At 35.3% G+C, this 22257-nt stretch carries 22 protein-coding genes; 12 read left to right on the top strand and 10 right to left on the bottom strand.

The genetic code is table 11. From position 1 onward, the window contains the following. The first annotated feature begins 36 nt into the window (after positions 1–36). Positions 37–864 carry an alpha/beta hydrolase gene (locus tag LUD75_RS14615; RefSeq protein WP_232706547.1) on the top strand — a complete coding sequence of 276 codons (828 nt, stop codon included), beginning with the start codon at positions 37–39 and terminating at the stop codon, positions 862–864. 119 nt (positions 865–983) lie between these two features. Next, positions 984–3362 carry a hypothetical protein gene (locus LUD75_RS14610; protein WP_232706546.1) on the top strand — a complete coding sequence of 793 codons (2379 nt, stop codon included), beginning with the start codon at positions 984–986 and terminating at the stop codon, positions 3360–3362. A gap of 35 nt (positions 3363–3397) precedes the next feature. Here LUD75_RS14610 and LUD75_RS14605 read toward each other — a convergent pair whose 3' ends face one another. The 9 genes from LUD75_RS14605 to LUD75_RS14565 all read right to left on the bottom strand — a co-directional run bounded on the left by LUD75_RS14605 (position 3398) and on the right by LUD75_RS14565 (position 10513). Beyond that, on the bottom strand, positions 3398–4048 hold the full coding sequence (locus tag LUD75_RS14605) for an alpha/beta hydrolase (RefSeq protein ID WP_232706545.1): 651 nt from the start codon (positions 4046–4048) through the stop codon (positions 3398–3400). 107 nt (positions 4049–4155) lie between these two features. After that, positions 4156–5187 (bottom strand): pseudouridine synthase, encoded by a 1032-nt coding sequence (locus tag LUD75_RS14600; protein ID WP_232706544.1) that lies wholly within the window; start codon positions 5185–5187, stop codon positions 4156–4158. Between the two features lie 103 nt (positions 5188–5290). Next, positions 5291–5737, bottom strand: a complete 447-nt coding sequence (locus tag LUD75_RS14595; RefSeq protein WP_232706543.1) for a DinB family protein — start codon at positions 5735–5737, stop codon at positions 5291–5293. Then, on the bottom strand, positions 5734–6888 hold the full coding sequence (locus LUD75_RS14590; RefSeq protein ID WP_232706542.1) for a methylmalonyl-CoA mutase family protein: 1155 nt from the start codon (positions 6886–6888) through the stop codon (positions 5734–5736). Before LUD75_RS14590 ends, LUD75_RS14595 begins: the two co-directional genes overlap by 4 nt. A gap of 15 nt (positions 6889–6903) precedes the next feature. Continuing rightward, positions 6904–7254, bottom strand: coding sequence for a septum formation initiator family protein (locus tag LUD75_RS14585; RefSeq protein ID WP_232706541.1), 351 nt, complete (start codon positions 7252–7254; stop codon positions 6904–6906). Positions 7255–7306: 52 nt separating this feature from the next. After that, a complete protein-coding gene (udk, locus tag LUD75_RS14580) occupies positions 7307–7924 on the bottom strand; it encodes a uridine kinase (protein ID WP_232706540.1) in 618 nt (205 codons plus the stop codon). 108 nt (positions 7925–8032) lie between these two features. Beyond that, positions 8033–8647 (bottom strand): hypothetical protein, encoded by a 615-nt coding sequence (locus tag LUD75_RS14575; protein ID WP_232706539.1) that lies wholly within the window; start codon positions 8645–8647, stop codon positions 8033–8035. Positions 8648–8759: 112 nt separating this feature from the next. Beyond that, complete coding sequence (locus LUD75_RS14570; protein WP_232706633.1) at positions 8760–9317, bottom strand: ElyC/SanA/YdcF family protein; 558 nt, start codon at positions 9315–9317, stop codon at positions 8760–8762. Between the two features lie 68 nt (positions 9318–9385). After that, the gene (locus LUD75_RS14565) at positions 9386–10513 is read right to left on the bottom strand and encodes a ferredoxin--NADP reductase (protein ID WP_232706537.1); all 1128 of its coding nucleotides are present in this window, start codon (positions 10511–10513) and stop codon (positions 9386–9388) included. 67 nt (positions 10514–10580) lie between these two features. Between LUD75_RS14565 and LUD75_RS14560 the strand changes: the two genes are divergently transcribed. The 10 genes from LUD75_RS14560 (at position 10581) to LUD75_RS14515 (ending at position 21143) form a co-directional block, all read left to right on the top strand. Next, positions 10581–11453: a hypothetical protein gene (locus LUD75_RS14560; RefSeq protein ID WP_232706536.1), complete on the top strand. Its 873-nt coding sequence runs from the start codon at positions 10581–10583 to the stop codon at positions 11451–11453. Then, positions 11450–12019 (top strand): TlpA disulfide reductase family protein, encoded by a 570-nt coding sequence (locus LUD75_RS14555; RefSeq protein ID WP_232706534.1) that lies wholly within the window; start codon positions 11450–11452, stop codon positions 12017–12019. The genes LUD75_RS14560 and LUD75_RS14555 overlap by 4 nt, the downstream gene beginning before the upstream one ends. 42 nt (positions 12020–12061) lie before the next feature. Next, the gene (locus LUD75_RS14550) at positions 12062–13033 is read left to right on the top strand and encodes an iron ABC transporter permease (protein WP_232706632.1); all 972 of its coding nucleotides are present in this window, start codon (positions 12062–12064) and stop codon (positions 13031–13033) included. Between the two features lie 325 nt (positions 13034–13358). Next, positions 13359–14297 (top strand): ABC transporter ATP-binding protein, encoded by a 939-nt coding sequence (locus LUD75_RS14545; RefSeq protein ID WP_232706532.1) that lies wholly within the window; start codon positions 13359–13361, stop codon positions 14295–14297. Positions 14298–14447: 150 nt separating this feature from the next. After that, the gene (locus LUD75_RS14540; RefSeq protein WP_232706530.1) at positions 14448–14903 is read left to right on the top strand and encodes a MarR family transcriptional regulator; all 456 of its coding nucleotides are present in this window, start codon (positions 14448–14450) and stop codon (positions 14901–14903) included. A 13-nt stretch (positions 14904–14916) separates the two neighbouring features. Continuing rightward, positions 14917–17289 (top strand): 3-hydroxyacyl-CoA dehydrogenase/enoyl-CoA hydratase family protein, encoded by a 2373-nt coding sequence (locus tag LUD75_RS14535; RefSeq protein WP_232706528.1) that lies wholly within the window; start codon positions 14917–14919, stop codon positions 17287–17289. A 39-nt stretch (positions 17290–17328) separates the two neighbouring features. After that, positions 17329–17691, top strand: coding sequence for a four helix bundle protein (locus LUD75_RS14530; RefSeq protein ID WP_232706526.1), 363 nt, complete (start codon positions 17329–17331; stop codon positions 17689–17691). Positions 17692–17736: 45 nt separating this feature from the next. Next, positions 17737–18912: an acetyl-CoA C-acyltransferase gene (locus LUD75_RS14525; protein WP_232706525.1), complete on the top strand. Its 1176-nt coding sequence runs from the start codon at positions 17737–17739 to the stop codon at positions 18910–18912. 39 nt (positions 18913–18951) lie between these two features. After that, positions 18952–19308 (top strand): four helix bundle protein, encoded by a 357-nt coding sequence (locus LUD75_RS14520; RefSeq protein ID WP_232706524.1) that lies wholly within the window; start codon positions 18952–18954, stop codon positions 19306–19308. Positions 19309–19355: 47 nt separating this feature from the next. Next, positions 19356–21143, top strand: a complete 1788-nt coding sequence (locus LUD75_RS14515; RefSeq protein ID WP_232706523.1) for an acyl-CoA dehydrogenase family protein — start codon at positions 19356–19358, stop codon at positions 21141–21143. A 65-nt stretch (positions 21144–21208) separates the two neighbouring features. On the opposite strand, the gene LUD75_RS14510 is transcribed toward LUD75_RS14515, so the two are convergent. Further along, positions 21209–22177, bottom strand: a complete 969-nt coding sequence (locus tag LUD75_RS14510) for a hypothetical protein (protein ID WP_232706522.1) — start codon at positions 22175–22177, stop codon at positions 21209–21211. Positions 22178–22257 lie beyond the last annotated feature (80 nt).

Below are 22257 nucleotides of genomic sequence, written 5' to 3'. Positions count from 1 at the left end.
AAAATATTCAAATATTAATATCAAAAATTTAACATTATGCCTTACATCACAAAAGACATTGACAAAAACTACAGTATTTATTACGAAGATTTCGGACAGGGACAACCTGTTATTTTAATTCACGGATGGCCGCTCAGCGGTAAATCCTGGGAACCTCAGGTGCGGGCATTATTAGATGCAGGCTATAGAGTCATCACTTATGACAGACGAGGATTTGGAAAATCTCAGCCTACTTTGGACGGTTATGATTACAATGGTTTGACGGCAGACCTTGAGCAGTTAATTTCAGATTTGGATCTTCAAAACGTTGTTTTAGTCGGATTCTCAATGGGCGGCGGAGAAGTAGTTCGTTATCTTACGAACAACGGTTCTGATAATGTTGACAAAGTTGCTTTGATATCGTCAATTATTCCTTTGGTTAAACAGAAAGAAGACAATCCCGATGGCGTTCCGGAAAGTGATCTTAATGAAATTCTTGAAAATCTGAAAAAAGACCGCGTCACTTTCCTCGAAGGTTTCCATAAAAACTTTTATAATTACGGACTTTTATCTCAATCTGTCAGCCAGGCACAATTGAATTACGACTGGAGCATTGCTTCCCAAGCTTCTCCAATTGCCACTATAAAGTGTGCAGAAAGTTGGGCTAATACGGATTTCCGTCCAGAATTAAGTAATATAACTGTTCCAACATTAATCGTTCACGGAGACGATGACAAAGTTGTACCGATAGCAACAGCTGGCGAGCAGGCTGCAAAAGGAATAGCTAATAATCAATACTATGTGATTGCTGGTGCACCACACGGATTGAATGTGACGCACGCTGAGGAATTAAATCAGATTTTGATTAATTTTCTTAAGAGTTAGAAAAACAATTAGCTATATATCTCAACAGCATTTTTAAAATGCTGTTTTTTTGTTTGGAAATTATTCATAATTTAAAGAATTCAAATCGATTGGAATTTTAACTAAAATGACTGAATTTTATGAAAGGAATTTTTACTGCATTTGTTGTGATTTTTAATTTTTTAATAATTGATGCCCAGAATAAATTAAATATTGGAATCGCAAATCTTGAGGAAAATTATTCTCAGGAAAAGGTTTATATCCTTTTTGACAAAGAACAGTATGTAGCAGGTGATCAGATGCGTTTTCAATCATTTATTTTTGATGGATACAGTTTATCTTCCATTTCAAAGACTTTGTACGTGGAATTCTATGATCAAAGCAAAAATCTAATTGATAAAAAAACAATTCTAATCAATGACGGTAAAGCTTCCGGAATATTCGAAATCAATAAAACATTAAATGAAGATGTATATTTTGTAAGAGCTTACACGAATTGGATGGCAAACTTTGACAGCGAATGGAATTTCATCAAATCGATTCCAATTTATAATCCTGCTTCGAAGAAAAAATTAGTTTTATCCCAAACTGCAAAGTGGTCAATCGACACATTTACAGAAGGAGGAACATTTGTAGATCAGATTTCTACGAAAGTGGCTGTCAGATTATATTCTCCGGGAAAATCTACGAAGAACTGGAGCGGCTATTTGATAGACTCCGATTTCCCTGATGAAAAAATAGAAAGTTTTAAATCGCTTGACGATAATATTGCAATATTTCAAATGACGCCGCAAGTTGGCAAAACATACAAAGTTGTGGTGGAAGATGATGAAGGAAATTCGCAGATCAGTAAGTTGCCAACCGTTATGGACAGAGGAGTAAATCTCAAAATCACTGCTGTAAAATCAGGATTAGAGTACACGATCAATGCCGTTAATTTGGAGAAAAATTTACAAAATTTCAGCATCGTAGGAACCATTAACAATCAATTGGCTTACAAAGCAAAAATAACATCTACAAATTCTCAAGTTTCAAGTGTAATTCCGCTAAAAGAAATCGATCAAAAGGGAATTTTACAGATTTCCATATTCAACGCAACAGATAATCTGGTGGCGCAAAGACTTTGCTTTTTGAATCATAGTAAGTTGAATGAAAACACTAACATCATAGAAAATTCGAATTTCAATAATGAACCCAGAACTTTGAACATTTTTGACATTAAAGAAAATTCAAGCGTTAGTAATTATACTGTTTTGATAAAAGATGTGAGTGATTCAAATTCTTCATCGCAGGAAGACATTGTCAGCAGTCTTTTTCTAACCGAAGATTTTAAAAATCCAATAAAAAATCCGGCGCAGTATTTTTCAAAAAACGCAAATCAGGTAGCATTGGACGCGCTCCTTATTTCAGAAAAATGGAAACGATTTGACTGGTCGAAGGTTTTGAATGGTCAGAAACCTATAATTAAATACAATCTTATTGATAATGAGTATATTTCTTATAACGCAAAACTTGCGCTCAATAGCCGTCCATTACCAGACACAACTGTAAATCTAGTTTTCAAAAGTGATGATGGAGAACCGGTCTTATCACAACTCACGACAGATAAAGATGGCGATATATTGATCACTAATTTGAATTTCGAGGATTCTTATTTTGTGAATTATTTTCTAAATTCTAACGATAAGCAACAGGCCAATCTTACCTTGAAATTAAAATCACTGATCGAATCTAATATTACAAAATTTAATTTTCCTCAAACCGGATACGATCTCAAAGAAGCTGATGAAAATTACCAAATACCTTCTAACTTAGAAAAAGCTTTTATTAATGCTGAGAATGAAGAAAAAATTAAGCACGAAGAAACACTTATCGAAGAAGTTAAAATTGTAAAGAAAAAGAGTGATGCCATCAAAAAACTGAATGATGAGCTGACCTCCGGAATGTTCTCCAGTATGAATGCAACTATTTTTGATTTTGTTAACGACAATCAGGATGCATTTGGTTCCCTCAATGTCTTGCAATGGTTGCAAGGTCGTGTTGCGGGTCTTAGTATTATGATGGTTGGTCCTGGAAATTACATGCCTGTCATCCGAGGCGTAGAAGCAGGAATATATCTGGATGAGATCAGTGTGAGTGCCGATATGATACGATCAATAAGTATTAGCAGCATTGCAATGGTAAAAGTGATCAAGGGAAGCAGATTAGTGGGAAATTCGATCCTGATCTACACACGTAGCGCAAATATGAAAACGCCAATATCCAAATCCTCAAACATTAATAATAAGGTGGAAATAAAAGCTTATGACAAGGTCGCCAACTTTCGGACAATCGATTATTCTCAGGCAAAGTACACAGGTAATGTCAGAGATTGGAGAGAAGTCCTGTATTGGAATCCAAATTTTTCTAATACCAAAATCAATTTCTTCAACAACGATATTGCAACTTATCGAGAAATCACAATCATTGGATTTGATAAGAACGGCATGCTTTTTTACAATAATGAAATCGTAAAGTAATTACACACCATTATTTTTGTAAATAAAATGTTTCTTTATAACAATGATTTGATTGAATTAAAAATAATTTCGCGAATTTCTTCAGGTTTATTCACCGTCATAAAATGACCACCACCTTCAACCACGAAATCTGCTTTTACATTTTTAAAAGGAATGATCAAGTCTTTATTTCCGTGAATGTGAATTATATTTTCGGGACTGATTTCATTTTTCCAATTCACAATTTCATTGATTGCCCAAGAAAAGAAGTTAGGATCTGTATCTTTAAGAATAGATTTTAGAAGTTGTTTTTCAGAGTCTGTTTTTATTCCGAAAAGCCAATTGGTGATGAAGTTTTGCTTTTTAAAAAGGGATTTTGGTATTAATTTATTCAGTTTTAATTTCCCTGAAATCCGGTTGAATTTTGGAAGTTCAAATTTGTTTTTTGCTGATGCAATGAGAATTATTTTTTTTGTTTTAATGATTTTAGAAATTTCAACAGCAACCATTCCACCAAAAGACAAACCAATTAAAATTGGATTTTCAGAAGTGATTTTTCTCGAAATCCTTTCTGCATAATTTTCGAAATGTTCATTTTCATTTGGCTCAATCCAATCAACAAATTCAATATCCAGATTTCCAAAGTCAATATGATCAAAAACCCTTCTGTCAACGCCAAGACCGCTTAAAATATAAATCTTACTCATTTTACAAATTATAATTGTAAGATAACAAAAAAGACCGAATCTCTTCGGTCTTTAATATTTTATTTGTTCTAAAAGCCAACCACAAAAAGCAACTAGCCAAAAGCTAATTACAACATTTTCAAATTATTCACTTCCAGTTCCGTAAGGATTCTCCAGTGTCCTCTTTTGATATTTTTCTTTGTAAGTCCGGCAAACATAACTCTGTCAAGCGCTTCCACTTCATAACCCAACTTTTGGAAAATTCTGCGCACTACTCTATTCCATCCAATGTGGATCTCGATTCCGACTTCATTTTTCGGTTTCCCTTCGATGAATGAAATGCTGTCAACTTCTGCAACACCTTCTTCCAAACGGATTCCTTCACCGATTAATTTCATATCGTCATTCGTCAGTTTTCGATCCAAAGTTACGTGGTAGATTTTTCGCATTGCAAAAGATGGATGCGTCAGTTTTTTCGTGATGTGACCGTCGTTTGTCAACAGGATAACACCAGTCGTTTGTCTGTCCAATCTTCCAACTGGGAAAATTCTGTACGGCGACGCATTTGCAGTCAAATCCATCACCGTTTTTCTCGCTTTTTCGTCTTTGGTTGTTGAGATGTAACCTTTTGGTTTGTTCAATAGAACATAAACCGGTTTTTCTGGCGTGATATTCTGGCTGTCGAAAACCACTCTATCCGTTTTCTGAACCTGATAACCCATTTCTGTAACTACTTTTCCATTCACTTCAACAAGACCTTGCGCTATCAATTCGTCCGCTTCTCTTCTACTGCAAATCCCGGAATTCGCAATATATTTATTTAGTCTGATGGTATCTTTATGAACTTCTTTACTGATCTTTTCCAGTCTTCTTCTTTGGATGAAAGATTTGGTTTTGTCCTCAGCGGTTTCTGGTCGGATGTATGGTTTTTTGTTTGAAGGCTTTTTATTGAAAGGCTTTTTATCGCCATTTTCGTATTTGTCTCTACTGTCAAAATTACGGTCGCCACCTCTTGTTGTCTTTGGTTTACGCGCACCTCCTGCAGATGGTCTGCTTTTGGACGTTCTTTCGCCAGAGCTACGGGAGTTTCCAGAAGGTCTGCTACTACCTGCACTTCTAGGTTTTTTGTCTCTTTCTGGTCTTTTTCCGTCTTCGCTCATTTCTAAAAATTTTTGCAAAGATAGTGAATTAGTTAAGAGTTACGAATTCTGAGTTTAAGAATTCTAAAAATTGAGAATAATGTAATTTTAATTTTATAATAAATTAAAACCTTTTGTAGAATATATAATCAGTATTCAAAGGTTCCAATCCGTTTTCCTTCATCAGCGTTGCGATTTGTCCGCGATGATAAGTTGAATGATTAATAAAATGGAAGAAAATCTCCTGAATCGAGTTTTCGAATATCTTTCCTTTTGAATTTTGATAATTGATTATTTCTGTAATATCTCTTCCAGCAAGGATTTTGGAACTATTGATGAAATTTTCAGAATTGATTTTTATTAATGAATCATCAGCGTTGATTTGCCACACTTCAAATTGATTATCATTAAGGATTCTTGCATTCCAAATCTGATGTGCATTAAGAATATGATTGAGAAGGCTTTTACTTTTTTCGCCCCAAATCAACTTGTTTTCAAGATAATTTTGAATTAATGATTGATTGAAATGTTGATTATATTCTAAATAATCTTGGAAGTTTTTCTTCATCATTCAAACATTTCAGCCAAACGCACTTGTTTAATTTCAGCAGAATCATAAAGTTCAGAAATTGATTTCTTAATATCCAATTTCGGATAAAGATTGACACCAATGATTTTGATTTTCCCTTCTTCAATCCAACTTTGTTCTTTGGTTGCTTGGTCGAAAATCAGTTTTTGGATTTCTCCGGATTTCAACAGTTCTAGATAACCGCCTTTTTCCTCGATTTGAAGAAATAGTTTCCAGGATTTTTCAGCGAATTGTTGGGTGATGTCTTCCACGAAATAACTTCCGGAAGTTGCATCTTCAAAAACATTGATAATGCTTTCGTAAGCCAAAACAATCTGTTGCTTGAACGAAATCTCTTTGGAAAGCTCCGTGGGGTTTTTGATTTTATAATTGTTGCAGAAAACCGCATCAGCGCCGCCAATCATTGCAGAAGCCAATTCTAAAGTGGAACGGATGAGATTGTTGTCTTGATCGTTTTTCGATTTATTTCTTAACGAAGTTTTCACGAAAATATACGGAATTGAATCTTTCCCAAACTCTTTAGAAAGCTGGTTGAAAAGATATTTGAAAGCTCTTATTTTTGAAATCTCAAAGAAATATTGACTTCCAACTGCAAATTTGAAAATTAATTTATCTAAAATATCAGTACCAAATTTCTCCACCAATTCCTTCGATTTCGCCAAAGCAAAACTCAATTGTTGAATAATAGAAGCGCCAGAATTTTGATGTAAACTAACATCAATACAAATATTTCTTTCAAATGATTTTGATAACAATTCGCCAGCAAGCTGTTCATTGATCTCAGCTTTCTGGTCATCAGAAAAGACATCAATCAAAGAAAAATAGCGGTTGGATGCTTCTGTCAAGATACGTTCGGAAAGCTCGGCGTTATTAATGAAAATAGTTTTCTCATCAAGATTTTCAACATTCTCATTGAGGAGAAATGCGAAGGCTTGATTTTCCAAACCTTCCTGATATTCGGCAACAAGATGTGTGCTTTCTTCTATTTTCGGAAGGATTTTGTATTCAGAATTGTTTTGGTAATATGGTTTTACATCAATATTTTCTAAATTCTCTTTTTGAAGAATTTCGTAAATATCATCTGTTTTGAGTTGCTTTTTTACAAGCTGTTCCCAATCTTCCAATGTACTCATTCTGAAAATTTTGTATTACTTCTTTGCAATTTTAGAACTATCGACCACCAAGATGAAAATCTCTTCATTTGGTTTTTTCATAAAGTAATTTTCTCTGGCGTATTTTTCTTTTTCGTCCTTGTTGTTCATTAGTTTGCGAAAGAATTTGTCGTTCTTTTCATATTCTGTTTTGTAGAAATCAAGCTGTTTTTCATAACGCCCTATTTCACCATTCAGTTCATTGATTACCAAAAAAGAGGTGCTGTCAAAAAAGATCATCCAGACCAAAAAACCGACAAGCGTCAACAGATATTTGTTGAAAACATAAGTCTGGAAAAACTTCAGCGTCGGCGATTTTTTCTTGATTTCTTTAATAAGTTCTTTCATAACAGTAAATTTTTAAATCATCGATTTTAAACCTAAAATCGAATGTCTATTTTTAATGAACTTTTTTAAGTGAATTATTGATAACAGTCGTCAGAAAATCAATCGCTACAGAATTCTGCCTCATATTCGGAACGATCAAATCTGCTTCATTTTTTGAAGGCTCGATGAATTCCTGATGCATCGGTTTCAAAGTTGTTTGATAACGATGTAGAACTTCCTGCAAATCTCTTCCTCTTTCCTGCGTATCTCTTCGGATTCTTCGGATTAATCTTTCATCTGAATCCGCGTGAACAAAGACTTTCAGATTAAATTCCTTTAGTAATTCCTTATTCGTCAAAACCAAAATTCCTTCTACAATCAAAACATTTTTTGGCTCTACTGTCACGTGATCACCTGTTCTGGAATGCGTTACAAAAGAATAAATGGGCTGTTCTATACTTTGGTGATTTTTGAGCGCTTTTACGTGCTGCAACATCAGATCAAAATCGATGGACTTTGGATGGTCGTAATTCAGGACTTCTCTTTCAGACAAAGTCAAATTCGGATTATCGTGATAATAATTATCCTGGGAAAGAACATTAACACCTTCTATATTAAGTTGTTGCAATATTTTGTTTACAACAGTAGTTTTTCCGGAACCTGTTCCACCGGCAATTCCAATCACGAGCATCTTTACAATTTTTACAAAAATAATATAATTTTCATTTGGACTCGTTTTAAATATCGAAAATTTGAAATTTAGAAAAAAAAAAAAAACCAGTCGAAACTGGCTTTTTCATTATCGTGATCCGTTTGATCTCTGCGAATTATTTTCTTGCGGAGCCCGCTGCGGCTGCACTCTTACATTGTTCTGTGAGCCAGATCTTGTATTATTCTGAGGTTGCGGCTGAACCCGTACGTTATTTTGAGACTGATTTCTCATCCCGCTGTTTGCGTTCGGTTGAACTCTCACATTATTTTGAGATTGAGATCTGGTCCCATTTTGAACACTTGTATTTGGCTGAATTCTAATATTATTTTGAGTTCGTGAGCCATTTTGTTCGCTTCGGATTGGCTGTTGGGATTGCGTTCTGGTTCCGGTTGAAATATTATTTTGCAATGAAGCTCTTCGTGGAGAAACAATCACATTATTTCTACCTCTTCTGGAATTATATACGACTCCGTTTCTATAATAATTGTTGTTATAATCCAAATAAACTACATTTGGCGCATACCAAAATCCGTCTGGAGACTGGTAATATCCATCTCTGTAACCGTCAGAATATCCTTGTGAATAGTTATCATTGTAGCCGTAACTGCCATTATTATAACCGTCCGGAGCTGTGGTTGCAATACAAGATGTCATCGCCAATGCTAAAAAAGAAGGAACTAATATTTTAAATAGATTTTTCATTATTTCTTGGTTTTAAAAATTACGTTAGTCGTAACACTTATTTAGATTACAAACTATCTGCCAAGTTAAATTTTGAAAGAATCTTCAAGCGAATGAATATAATTGATGAAAACTATTCTTCAGGAGAAATCCCAAGAATATAATAGAAAACGGCCAAATCTCTCGCCAAAAATTCACGGGTGTGATTTCGGTAAAAGCTTTCGTTTTTGGTCACATCCTGAGCGTCGAAACCTAAAGCATTCATCCCGTTATTTCTGGCAAAAAACAATGCTCGTAAGTTGTGAAAGCCTTGTGAGACGATGATTACGTTTTTCTGCTTGTATGTATTTTTACAATTCAAAATACTTTTGTGCGTATTAAAACCCTTTGGATCTTTGATGATAATATCTTCCGGAACACCTTCATTATAAACCAAAAAATTGGTCATTGCCTGAGTCTCATCATAGTTTTTACTTTTCTCTCCACTGACAATAATTTTTTTGATTTTTCCGTGATGATAAAGCGTTCCAACAGCGTCCATCCTCGCCGTGAAATAAGGATTGGCAACACCAGAACGCATCTTCGGAGAAGTTCCCAAAACCAACGCGCAATCTCTCGGCGGTACTTGGCTGATTTTATTATAGGTTCTTCCACTGGTAAGCGCGTAAACCCAGAAATTCGCCAAAATCATCAGCAAAAATCCGAATTCCAAAAGCCGGAAAGCTATTTTGAAAAAGTTGGTAAACGCCTTAACCATAATTAAATCATATCAAAATCCAAGTAAATTTCCTTGCTCATCGCAATGGCAGTACAAGGTAAGATTTTTCCCTGATGTTTTTCATTATCGGTCAGATATTCATCTTCCGTCATATCAACTTCTCCGTTTTTCAGGTAGCAAAGACAACTTCCACAGATTCCGGATTTGCAGGAATAAGGCAGTTTGTAACCCAAATCCAACAATTGCTGAAGAATTTTTCGTTCGTTATTTTTTAAGATAATGCCATCTTTTTCGATGTGATTGAATTTGATTTTAACTTCAACATTTTCGATGAGAGGAAATTCTTTTTCGGTTGGATAGATGTCCTCGTTGTAAGCCTCGAACAACTCAAAATGAATGTTTTTTTTCGGAATTCCGTGGTTGTAACAAGCGTTTGCGACAGATTTTATCATTTCGCCTGGACCACAAATCAACACTTTATCTGTGCTGTCCCAGATTGTTGATTCCTCGTCATCCTCGTCCAGATGAAGGATTTGGTTGATGATAAGCGAGACTTTTTTCTCATCTATTCTTCCTTGAAACAATTTATCTTTTACAGGTTCCTGCGAGATGAAATAGAAACATTCCAATCTTCCGCCAGATTCTATTTGAAGCTTTTCCAACTCATCTTTCAGAATAATATCTTCGTAACTTTTGTTTCCGTAAAAAAGGAAAATCCGCGTTGTTTTTTCCTCAAACAAAATATTTTTGATGTGACTGAGAATTGGCGTAATGCCTATTCCTGAAGCGAAAGCGATAATTGTACGTTTCTCATTCGGTTTTGAATTAAGGAAAAATCTTCCCAAAGGTTCGCTCACAGAGATTTCGTCGCCAATATTGTAATTATCAAAAAGGAATTTGGTGGAACTATTTTCACCATTGATTTTGATGGCCAATGCCAATCTCTCTTCGGAAGGCGCAGAAGTAAAGGAATAATCGTTCTGGATTTCCTTTTCATCAAAGTGATATTTCAGCGTCACATATTGCCCAGCACGAAATTGAAATTGGGATTTCAACGCCTCAGGAATCTCTAATTCCAGCGCAAAAGCTTGTTTGGTCAGTTGTTGTTTTTTAGCTATTTTTAGCCTGTGAAACTGAGGTTGGTTGGCTACTGTTAATTGATTCTCCATTGTCAAGAATCAAATTTAAAGAAAATTACGGTAAGAAAAAATCAAAATAACAACTGTGAATAAAATTATGAAAACGAAACTAATTCTATTTTTATGCCTCACATCTTCTTTTCTATTCTCTCAGTCTCGGGAAGAAATCTTGAAATCAGATGTTTACAAAATGAAATTTCTTTACCTTAACGATAACATTAATAATAACATTCCAAAGTTCGCAAAGTTTCTATATTACAATATGAAAATAGATGAAGAAGGATTAGTAAAAAGAATAAAAAGTAACCAGGAAAAGGCAAAATCAAACGCCGAAAATCTCATTTATATCTATTATAAGGATTTTAGTCATCCTATCAAATTCAATGATAAATACCAATCGGCTTTTACAAAAGTAATGCTGATTGATACGCCCAAGGGTAAAATCGTAAGAGAATATTCTATGGTTGGAATCTTTGATGAATACGATAAATATTGGAGAATCATTGATACGTCTATTCTTTCCGATGAAGAGTTAAAAGTACATTTTCCGACTTTGAGCGATAGAATTGTAAAAGCTATAAAGCCAATGCTTCAATACGATTTTGATAATGAAAATTTGGTTAATAAATGCAAAGATTATCGTAACATCGAACTTACATCTACATCACCTTTCAATTTTAAAAAACAAAATATCGTTGTACTAGAAACAGAAAAAACGGACACGACGGCAGATAGTTATTACTTAATGGATATTATTAGAGATGCAAGTAATCCTTGCAAAATAAAATCTATCCTAAAAGACTTGAAGAGGGACAAATCTAGATTTAAAATCGGAGATGAAGTCGAGATGGAAATCACGGCATTTGATAGTAATACTTATTATTTTATTACAAAATTCAAAGATGATAAAACCATCTATTTAGATGACTCTACAATCGTAAAAAAAATTAAAATTAAAAAAAAAAAATGAAAAAGATAATATTATATTTATTCCTGTCAATCAGCTTTTTAGCTTGTAAAAAGAACGATGAGAAGGTTGCCGAAGCTCAAGCGAAAGAAGATTCCATCACCGTAGAACCTTCGAAATCCGCAGCCGACGTCGCCGAATTGGTGGAGTTTTCTCCTGAAAAAATGTCGGCTTACATTCAAAATAAAAATTCTGACACTTTGTATGTGACCAATTTTTTCGCGACTTGGTGCGGACCGTGCATGCACGAGATTCCATTTTTCCACAAAAAGATGGAGGAATTGAAAGGTCATCCTGTGAAATTCACGTTTGTAAGTCTTGACAACAAAACCGATTGGGCAACCGAAGTCAGTGATTTTGCGGATGAATTTAACATCAGAAAAAATGTAACCTTATTGGACGGAAGTCTTTTGAAACCAGAGTTTTTCAAACAAAATTTCAAAACTTGGGACGGTGGCGCAATTCCTTTTACATTGATAAAAAAAGGCGATAAAGTGGATGAAACGTTGGGTTCTATGACGGAAGAGGCTTTGAATCAGAAAATTACACAGTTTTTATCTGCAAAATAATTAAGAAAAAATCGATGATGAAAAAATTAAACTAAAAGATAAATCTTGAAAAATAAATTCGGAGTTCTTTGCTTTTTTATCATTGTCGGAATCATTATTTCGTTCATCATCAATTTGAATATTGGTTATGCAAAACTTTCATTTTCAGATTTTTATAATGACTCTGCGGAACAATTTGAAATCGCAGGATTCAGAATCAATCGCGCTTTAGCAATGATTTTGGCTGGAATTGCGATTCCGACGAGCGGTTTTCTTTTGCAGGAGTATTTCAAAAATCCTTTGGCTGGCCCGGATGTTTTGGGAATCACGTCGGTTTCCAGTTTGTTTGTGGCATTTTACATTTTCTTTTCGCAAGATGTTTTGATTGCGGATTTCCTGCAGAATAGTTTTATCAGTTTGTCATCAATTCTTGGAAGTGTTGTTTTGATGATGGTTTTGCTAATATTTTCAAATCGTTTTCGGGACAAAAGTTTTATCATTATTTTCGGATTTCTGATTTCAGCTTTGGCTGGAGCAATTGTTTCATTCCTTCAGTTTTATGTGGAAAGTCAAAGTCTGAAAAATTATATTCTATGGACTTTCGGAGCAAATAATCAAGCTAATTTTTCTCAAATTTCAATCTTAACCATTTTAATAATTATCGGCTTATTTTTCACTTTCAAATCCATAAAACCTTTGATTGGAAATTCTCTTGGAGTCGCTTATGCGCAAAGTTTTGGAGTGAGTCAATCGAAACTGAAAATCAGCATCATTGTCGCTTCATCCATTCTATCAGCTTCTGTGACGGCTTTTTTGGGTCCGATTTTATTTATTGGCGTTGTGGTTCCGAATTTTTGCAGAATGCTTTGGAATCCCGCTCAGCTTTGGCACCAATTGATTTTGAATGTTGTTTTGGGAGTTTTTGTGATGCAGGTTTTCTCAATTATTTCAGAATTGAGTCAGTTTCCGATTAATATTATTACGACGTTTTTTGGGATTCCTGTGATTTTGTTGATGTTGATTAAAAAGCAATAACTAATGAGAAATATTCAAGTATATAAAACATTAATTATTATAAATATTTTCTTATTTATCCTGAGCTTCTCTTTTATGGAATATTCCAACATCTATAGACTGAATCAAGAAAAACATTGGATTTATTCTTCAGCTCATAATTGGTATTTACTTTTTGCGTTCCCAGTTTCAATGTTTAGTTCATTAGCGCTAACTATTTTCACAGCAATTAAAATAAAAAAACTAAAATATATTTGGTTATTTATATGTTTGACCCCGATTATCATATTTCTTTTATTACCAAATATTTTGATAATCTTAAATCTAAGAAATCCATAAGCTTAAGATGAGTTTTCTAAAAATTAATAACGCATCAATCGGTTATTCAGAGCCACTAATTTCTGACATCAACACTTCCCTAGAATTGGGCGAAGTTTGCCTTTTGATGGGAAATAACGGGATTGGGAAAACGACTTTAATCAAATCTATTCTTGGTCAGAACAAGCTTTTAAGTGGCGAAATTTCCATTAACGGAAAATCGATTCAGAAATTAAATCCAAATGAAACCGCTTCTCAAATCGCCATCGTTTTTTCGAAAGCTGAAATTCCTGATAATTATACAGTTACCGATTTGATTTCATTGGGAAAATACATTCATTATCCTTATTATTTTAAATTGAATGAAAAGGATAAAATTGAAATCGATGACATCATTGATAAACTAAACTTGACACAATTTCGAGATAAAAAACTCTCCGAATTATCCGACGGCAATCTCCAAAAAGTCTTTATTGGAAGAGCTTTAGCACAGAATTCGCCTTTTATTATTTTGGATGAACCAACAACGCATCTGGATGAAGAAAATAAATTGATGATTTTATCTTTGATTAGAAATCTCGCGAAAAATGAGAATAAACTGATTCTCTTCTCTTCCCACGATTGGCGATTGGCAAAGGAATTTTCTGATAAAATCTGGTGGTTGAAAGACAAAAAACTTATCAGCGGAATTTCGGAAGAAATCATTCTCGATAATCCGGAATTGATTACACCAAAGATTTTAGAATTCAATAAAAACTTCCATCCGCCCGAAATCGATGCACCGAAATTGGAAAAGGAAATGATGTTTTCTTTCCTTCAAAAAAGCTTCTCTTTAGATTTGACTAAATTTAAATTGACGTTTAAAAATAACAAATGGGAGTTGAAATCGGATGATTTTTATGACAATTATCATACATTGACTGAAATTAAACAATCTCTGCAAAACCTCATTAATACTGAGTATTAGAATTAAATGTCGAATTAAAATTTTTAAATATTAAGTTTTGCATAGCATTTAAAAGTTTGTAAATCAATTGTTTAAATATTAAAAATCTAAAATACTATGCATGCATAGTATTTTTTTTATATTTGTATAAAGCACTTCAATATGTCAGTTATGGAAAAGAAAAACTCAGAAAAAGTCGAAAGTGTTGACTTGATGCTCAAGTCGGCTTGGTTAGCGGTCTCGAAAATGTATTCGGATCAGGCTTCGCTGTATAATTCAACTGCTGTTCAGGCACTTACATTACTTAAAATCGATCCAAAAGAAGGAACAAGAAGTACCAATCTTGGTCCTAAAATGGCGATTGAACCTACTTCATTAACTAGAATTATTAAACTTCTGGAAGATAACGGTTATATTTATAAAGAGAAAACCACAACGGATAAACGTGAAGTTATCATCAAATTAACTGATAAAGGCATCAATTCCAGAAACTTATCAAAAGAAGTTGTTCTTAATTTCAATAAGAAAATTGTGGAAAGGATTCAGCCGGAAAAGTTTGAAGTCTTCAAAGAAGTGATGAATGATATTCTGAAAATCGCCAACGAACTTAATAATAGAAAACAATAATAAATCTCAATAAATGAACAGAAAAATAAAACACGTTACAGTCCTCGGCTCCGGCGTGATGGGTTCCGGAATTGCCTGTCACTTGGCTGGAAACGGGATTCAGGTATTGATGTTGGATATGCCTGCGAAAGACTCAGAAAATGCCGACAAGAAAACGAGAAACAGCGTGGCTCAAGGTCATCTTGACACCGCTTTGAAAAGCAATCCTTCGCCAATCTACGACAAATCGTTTGCTTCCAGAATTACGGTTGGAAACTTCGAAGATGATTTGGAGAAAATCAAAAATTCGGATTGGGTGATTGAGGTGATTGTCGAGAGATTGGACATCAAACAATCGATGTTCGAGAAAGTGGACAAACTTCGTAAACCAGGAACTTTGATAACTTCCAACACATCAGGAATTCCGATTCATCTGATGTCAGAAGGAAGGTCAGAAGATTTTCAGAAGCATTTTTGTGGAACGCACTTTTTCAATCCGCCAAGATATTTGAAATTATTCGAAGTGATTCCAGGTCCGAAAACTGATAAATCTGTTGTGGATTTCTTTATGTCTTACGGCGAAAAATTCCTTGGAAAAACTACGGTTCTTTGTAAAGATACGCCAGGATTTATCGGAAACAGAATCGGTGTTTATTCGATGGCGAAAATTATGGAATTGACCGAGGAAATCGGTTTGACCATTGAGGAAGCTGATTCCTTGACAGGTGATTTATTGAATCGTCCAAAAACCGGAACTTTCAAATTGGGAGATTTGGTAGGATTAGACACGGCTTTCAACGTGACGAAAGGCCTTCAAGCTAATTTGAAAGACGACGAAATGGTTCAGGCTTTGAAAGATTCCAAGACTTTAAATCATTTGATTGAAAATAAATTCCTCGGCGATAAAGCTAAAAAAGGATTCTATTATAAAGAAAAAGATGCTGGTGGAAATGTCAACCGTTTCGTTCTCAATTATGAAACGCTTGGTTACGAACCGACGAAACAGCCAAAACTTCCAATCGTTAAAACGGCTAAAGAAGCAGGAAGTCTGAAAAATCGTTTGCCAATTTTGTTGCAAGACCAAACCAAGGCTGGCGAATTGATTAGAAAACATTACGCTTCCCTTTTTGCTTATGTTTCTCAGCGAGTTCCGGAAATCACCGATGTGTTCTACTCTATCGATGATGCAATGAAAACCGGTTACGCGTGGAAATATGGACCATTTGAAAACTGGGATTTCTTAGGAATTCAAAAAGGAATTGATTTGGTGGAAAGCGAAGGCTATAAAGTTGCTGATTGGGTTAAGGAAATGCTGTCTTCCGGAAACGAATCTTTCTATAAATTGGAAAACGGAAAGCAGTTATTCTACAATCAAAACACGAAAACTTATGAGCCAATTCCAGGTCTTGATGCATTCATTATTCTTGATAATATCAGAAAAGAAAAAACAATCTGGTCCAACTCCGAATCTGCGTTAATTGACCTTGGCGACGGAATACTGAACTTCGAATTCCGTTCAAAAATGAATTCTCTTGGCGGAGGCGTTTTGGAAGGACTTAATAAATCCATCGACATTGCTGAGAAAGATTACAGAGGTTTGGTTGTTGGAAACCAATCTGATAATTTCTCAGTCGGCGCAAACCTTGCGATGGTAATGATGATGGCAGTTGAACAAGATTGGTACGAACTGAATATGGCCATTAACTTATTCCAACAAACATCGATGAAATTGAGATATTCCTCAATTCCAGTTATCGCGGCACCGTTCGGAATGACGCTTGGTGGCGGTTGCGAATTCTCGATGCATTCGGATAAAATTGTTGCAGCAGCGGAAACTTATATCGGACTTGTAGAAGTTGGCGTTGGTTTGATTCCAGGCGGTGGCGGAACGAAAGAGTTTGCCTTAAGAGCTTTGAAAGGCGCACTTCCAGACGATGTTAAAACCAATCATCTTCGAAATTACTTTATGAACATTGCAACCGCAAAAGTGGCAACTTCTGCGCACGAAGCCAAGCAAATGGGAATTTTGACCGACAAAGATATCATCGTTGTCAACAAAGACCGACAAATTGTGGAAGCAAAACGTCAGGCGATTGTTTTGGACGAATTAGGCTACACTCCACCAGTTCCAGAAAAAATAAAAGTTCTTGGAAAAGAATCAATGGGAATGTTCTACGTTGGAACAGACCAAATGGTTGCCGGCGGTTACGCCTCAGAACACGACAGACTGATTGCTAACAAAATAGGCTACGTAATGACCGGCGGAAATCTCTCCGAACCAACAGAAGTTTCCGAACAATATCTTTTGGATTTGGAAAGAGAAGCATTCCTTTCACTTTGTGGCGAGAGAAAAACGCTTGAGAGAATTCAGACGATGTTAACGACAGGAAAACCTCTTAGAAATTAGATTTTTTTGTAAAATGTAAAAAGTATTAATGTATTAACGATGCACAATTTTAGAGATTTAGAAGTTTGGACAAAATCGATGAAACTTTGTAAAGTATTTTACTTGGCTTCTAACAATTTTCCAAAAGATGAATTGTTCGGATTAACTTCTCAAGCAAGAAGAAGTTTAATTTCAATTCCGTCTAACATTGCTGAAGGCGCTGGTCGTGATTCAAATGCTCAATTTTCGCATTTTCTGAATATAGCTTTAGGCTCATCATTCGAATTTGAAACTCAAATATTAATTACTAATGATTTGGGATACTTTAAAAATGATGATTTTAATAACATCTACTCTGAAATCAAACACATCCAAAATATGTTAGTAAAATTGAAGCAGAAATTTAATACTCAAACATTTTAAAATCATAAATACATTTTACATTAATACGTAAATACAACAAAAACAATGGAAGCATATATAGTAACAGGATACAGAACAGCAGTTGGTAAAGCGCCGAAAGGTTCTTTACGTTTTACCCGACCAGATGATATGGCGGCAACTGTGATACAACATCTGATGAAAGATGTTCCAAATCTTGACCCAGCTCGCATCGACGATTTGATTGTCGGTTGTGCAATGCCGGAAGCAGAACAAGGCCTTAACGTCGCGAGACTGATTTCATTAATGGGACTAGACACTGACAAAGTTCCAGGTCTTACAGTGAACAGATATTGCGCCTCAGGTTCAGAATCGATTGCGATTGCAGCGGCTAAAATCAAAGCGGGAATGGCAGAATGCATCATCGCTGGTGGTGCAGAAAGTATGTCGTACATCCCGATGGGCGGTTACAAACCAATTCCAGACACGGATTTGGCCAAGAAACATCCCGATTATTATTGGGGAATGGGATTGACGGCGGAAGCTGTTGCCAACGAATTCAAAGTGAGTCGTGAGGAGCAGGACCTATTTGCTTATAACTCGCACCAGAAAGCAATGAAAGCTATCAAGGAAGGAAAATTTGAAAACCAGATTGTTCCAATTGATGTTGCATATAATTTCCTTGACGAAAAGGAAAAAATCCAAACCAAAGAATACGCCTTCAAAAAAGATGAAGGTCCGAGAGCTGACACATCGGTGGAAGCTTTGGCGAAACTTCGTCCAGTTTTCGCAGCGAATGGTTCTGTGACGGCTGGGAACTCTTCTCAAACTTCTGACGGCGCTGCTTTTACAATGGTAATGTCCGAAAGAATGGTCAAAGAATTAAATCTAACGCCAGTTGCGAGACTTCTCTCCTATTCGACCGTCGGCGTTCCGCCAAGAATTATGGGAATCGGGCCGATGTTCGCCATTCCGAAAGCATTGGAACAAGCAGGTCTTAAACAATCTGACATCGATTTGTTTGAGTTGAATGAAGCGTTTGCTTCTCAGTCTGTTGCAATCTTAAGAGAACTGAACATCAATCCAGATATCGTCAACGTAAACGGAGGCGCAATCGCACTTGGACATCCACTAGGTTGTACAGGAACTAAATTGACCGTTCAACTTCTTGACGAAATGAAACGCAGAAACAGCAAATATGGTGTTGTCACAATGTGCGTAGGAACTGGTCAAGGTGCGGCGAGTGTTTTTGAACTTCTTTAGACAAGGAGAGAAAAGAATAAAGAGAAAAGACTTATAATAATGAAGCATAATTTTAAGAATCTGAATATTTGGAAATTATCCATCGAATTAGCAGATGAAATTTATGCAATTACAGAAAGTTTTCCTAAAAATGAAGAATTCGGTTTGAAATCTCAAATTAGAAGATGTACAGTTTCTGTTGCTTCTAATATTGCAGAAGGCTCAAGCAGAACTTCACAAAAAGACTTTAACCGATTTTTAGAAATCAGTCTAGGTTCTCTTTATGAATTACAAACTCAAGTAATTATTTCCTCAAGGAGGAATTATATTGAACAATCGAAATTTAAATTAATAGAAAATAAAATCACCGAATTACAGAGAATGATTTCAGGCTTTCAAAAAACATTGAAGTGGTAAGTCTTTAATCTTTTCTCTTTATTCTTTAATCAAAAAAAATAATATAAATGAGTACTGAAACCAAAACATTAAACGGTGGCGAATTCCTGGTAAAGGACATCACTGCTCAGGAAATCTTCAGCATCGAAGAACTTTCCGAAGAACAAAAAATGCTACGCGATTCTGCGAAAGAATTCATAGATAAAGAAGTGGTTCCGAACAAAGAACGCTTCGAGAAAAAAGATTACGCCTACACGGAAGAAGTGATGCGTAAAATCGGAGAAATGGGATTCTTGGGAATCGCTGTTCCTGAAGCTTACGGCGGACTTGGAATGGGATTCGTGACCACAATGCTGGCTTGCGATTACATCTCCGGAACCACTGGCTCATTAGCAACAGCTTATGGTGCACACACTGGAATTGGAACACTTCCAATCCTACTTTACGGAAGCGAATATCTGAAAAACAAATACCTTCCGGACCTAGCGGCGGGAACTAAATTTGGTGCTTACTGCTTGACCGAGCCGGACGCAGGTTCCGATGCAAACAGCGGAAAAACAAGAGCCAAACTTTCCGAAGACGGAAAACATTACATCATCAACGGACAAAAAATGTGGATTTCGAATGCTGGTTTTGCAGACACTTTCACATTGTTTGCCAAGATTGATGATGACAAAAACATCACCGGCTTCGTTATCAACCGTTCAGAATTGGAAAATCCTGAGAGCCTGACTTTCGGAGAGGAAGAACACAAATTGGGAATCCGTGCGTCATCTACGCGTCAGGTTTTCTTCAATGATATGAAAATTCCTGTTGAGAATCTTTTGGGTGAAAGAAACAACGGTTTCAAAATCGCTCTTAATGCCTTGAACGTTGGCCGAATCAAATTAGCGGCGGCTTGTCTGGATGCGCAAAGAAGAATCCTGAACCATTCATTGACTTATTCTACGGAGAGAAAGCAGTTTGGCGTTTCTATCAACACTTTCGGGGCAATTCGCAAGAAGTTGGCGGAGATGGCGACTGGCGCTTTTGTGAGTGAGGCTGGTTCTTACCGTGGTGCAAAAGATGTCGAAAACAAAATCGAGGAATTGGTTGCCGGCGGAATGAACCACGAAGAAGCGGAATTGAAAGGCGTAGAGGAATTCGCAGTAGAATGTTCTATCTTGAAAGTTTTCGTTTCGGATTTGGCGCAACATTCAGCGGATGAAGGGATTCAAATCTTCGGTGGAATGGGCTTCTCAGAAGATACACCAATGGAATCTGCCTGGAGAGATTCAAGGATTTCCAGAATCTACGAAGGAACGAACGAAATCAACAGACTTCTTGCCGTGGGAATGCTCATCAAACGCACAATGCAAGGGAAAATCGACCTTTTGACGCCTGCTAAAAATGTAGGGAAAGAATTGATGGGAATCCCGTCTTTCGATATTCCGGATTATTCAGAATATATGTCTGAGGAAAAAGAAGTTATCAAAAATCTGAAGAAAGTTTTCCTGATGGTTTCCGGTTCTGCCCTTCAAAAATATATGATGGACATCGAGAAACAACAGCATCTTCTCCTGAACGCTTCCGAAATCCTGAACCAAATCTATATGGCAGAATCTGCCATCCTGAGAGCGGAGAAACATTTCGACACCGGTTCTGTAGAAGCATCAATGGCAAGACTGAATCTTTACAAAGCCGTTGACATCATCGCCACCAACGCCAAAGAAGGCATCGTCTCTTTCTCCGAAGGCGACGAGCAAAGAATGATGTTGGCCGGACTAAGACGTTTCACAAAATACGTGAACACGCCAAATCCAATTGCTTTGACTGAGAAAATTGCATCTCATTTTATTGCGAAAGGTTCTTACTAGATTATCAATTTGATTGAAATAATAAACCCTCTGAATTTTTTCGGAGGGTTTTGTTTTAAATACATTTATTCTACCTGATTTTGTTTTTCAAATTGATTGTACACTCTGTCAACATCTTCATAATATATTTTTTCAAAAGGAGTTCCCTGATAAATAAATTTACAAAATATATGAGGACAAACATCATATTCATCCCCATCAATATCATAATCAACTATTTCTGTATAATTTATTTTACCAATAGTAAAAACTCTATAAAACTCTGAACAGGCTTCTTTGTGTTTTAGAAATCGCCATTTTCCATCATCTAATGAAACTATATCATGAACTCCTATAATAAATTCTAAACCTTGATGATATGACCTATGAAGTTCGGCCTTAAACCAATTATATTCGTTAAAATCATTGGGTTCATTATGATTTGGATAGCTTGTATCGTTAAAATTTCTTAGTAGCATTCTAGAATTAAATCTTCTATTTTCCAATGAATAGTTAATCCAAGGTGCAAAATCTGATTTTACGCGTTTTTTAAGTTCTTGAATTTTTAGAAATCTTTCTTCACTGCTTTCTATATTTACTATAAATTTTGGATAATATTTTTGAATTAATTCTATATGATTTAAAACTTTTTCTTGTATTGTATTCCATCCCCAAAATAATACTTCAAAATTACAATCATTTTGCTCTTTTATTTCTTCACAAAATTCATCGAAATCTGGATGTTCTTCAAAAGTAGTAGCAATAAATAATTTATTTATTTTAATCTTGAGATTTTGAGACTGAGTTTTACCAACTTCAGTAATTATATCATCAAATAACTCTTTCTTAATAACTGATGGTTTTCGAGATAAATCCTTTTTTTTACATTGAATTGCAATATCAAATTCGGTAGAAAAAATATCAATACCTTTTTGATTGTGACCTTGTTTTCCAAATTTTTTAAATGTAATTCCTTTATATTCTAAATTGAATAAATCGCAAATTAAATCTTCAAAAAGTTTCTCGTTTTCAAGCGGAGCAAGTTGATGTTTCATTTATAGGGATTACTATTATATTAATTAATAAACTTAAGAATCAAATTCCGAAAATGTTTTCCATAAGATAATCCTTAATA

Source organism: Epilithonimonas sp. JDS (genome assembly GCF_021261315.1).
Lineage (GTDB): Bacteria > Bacteroidota > Bacteroidia > Flavobacteriales > Weeksellaceae > Epilithonimonas.
The sequence above is the reverse complement of the archived record's forward strand: the minus strand, read 5'-3'. Positions and strand labels throughout refer to the sequence as shown.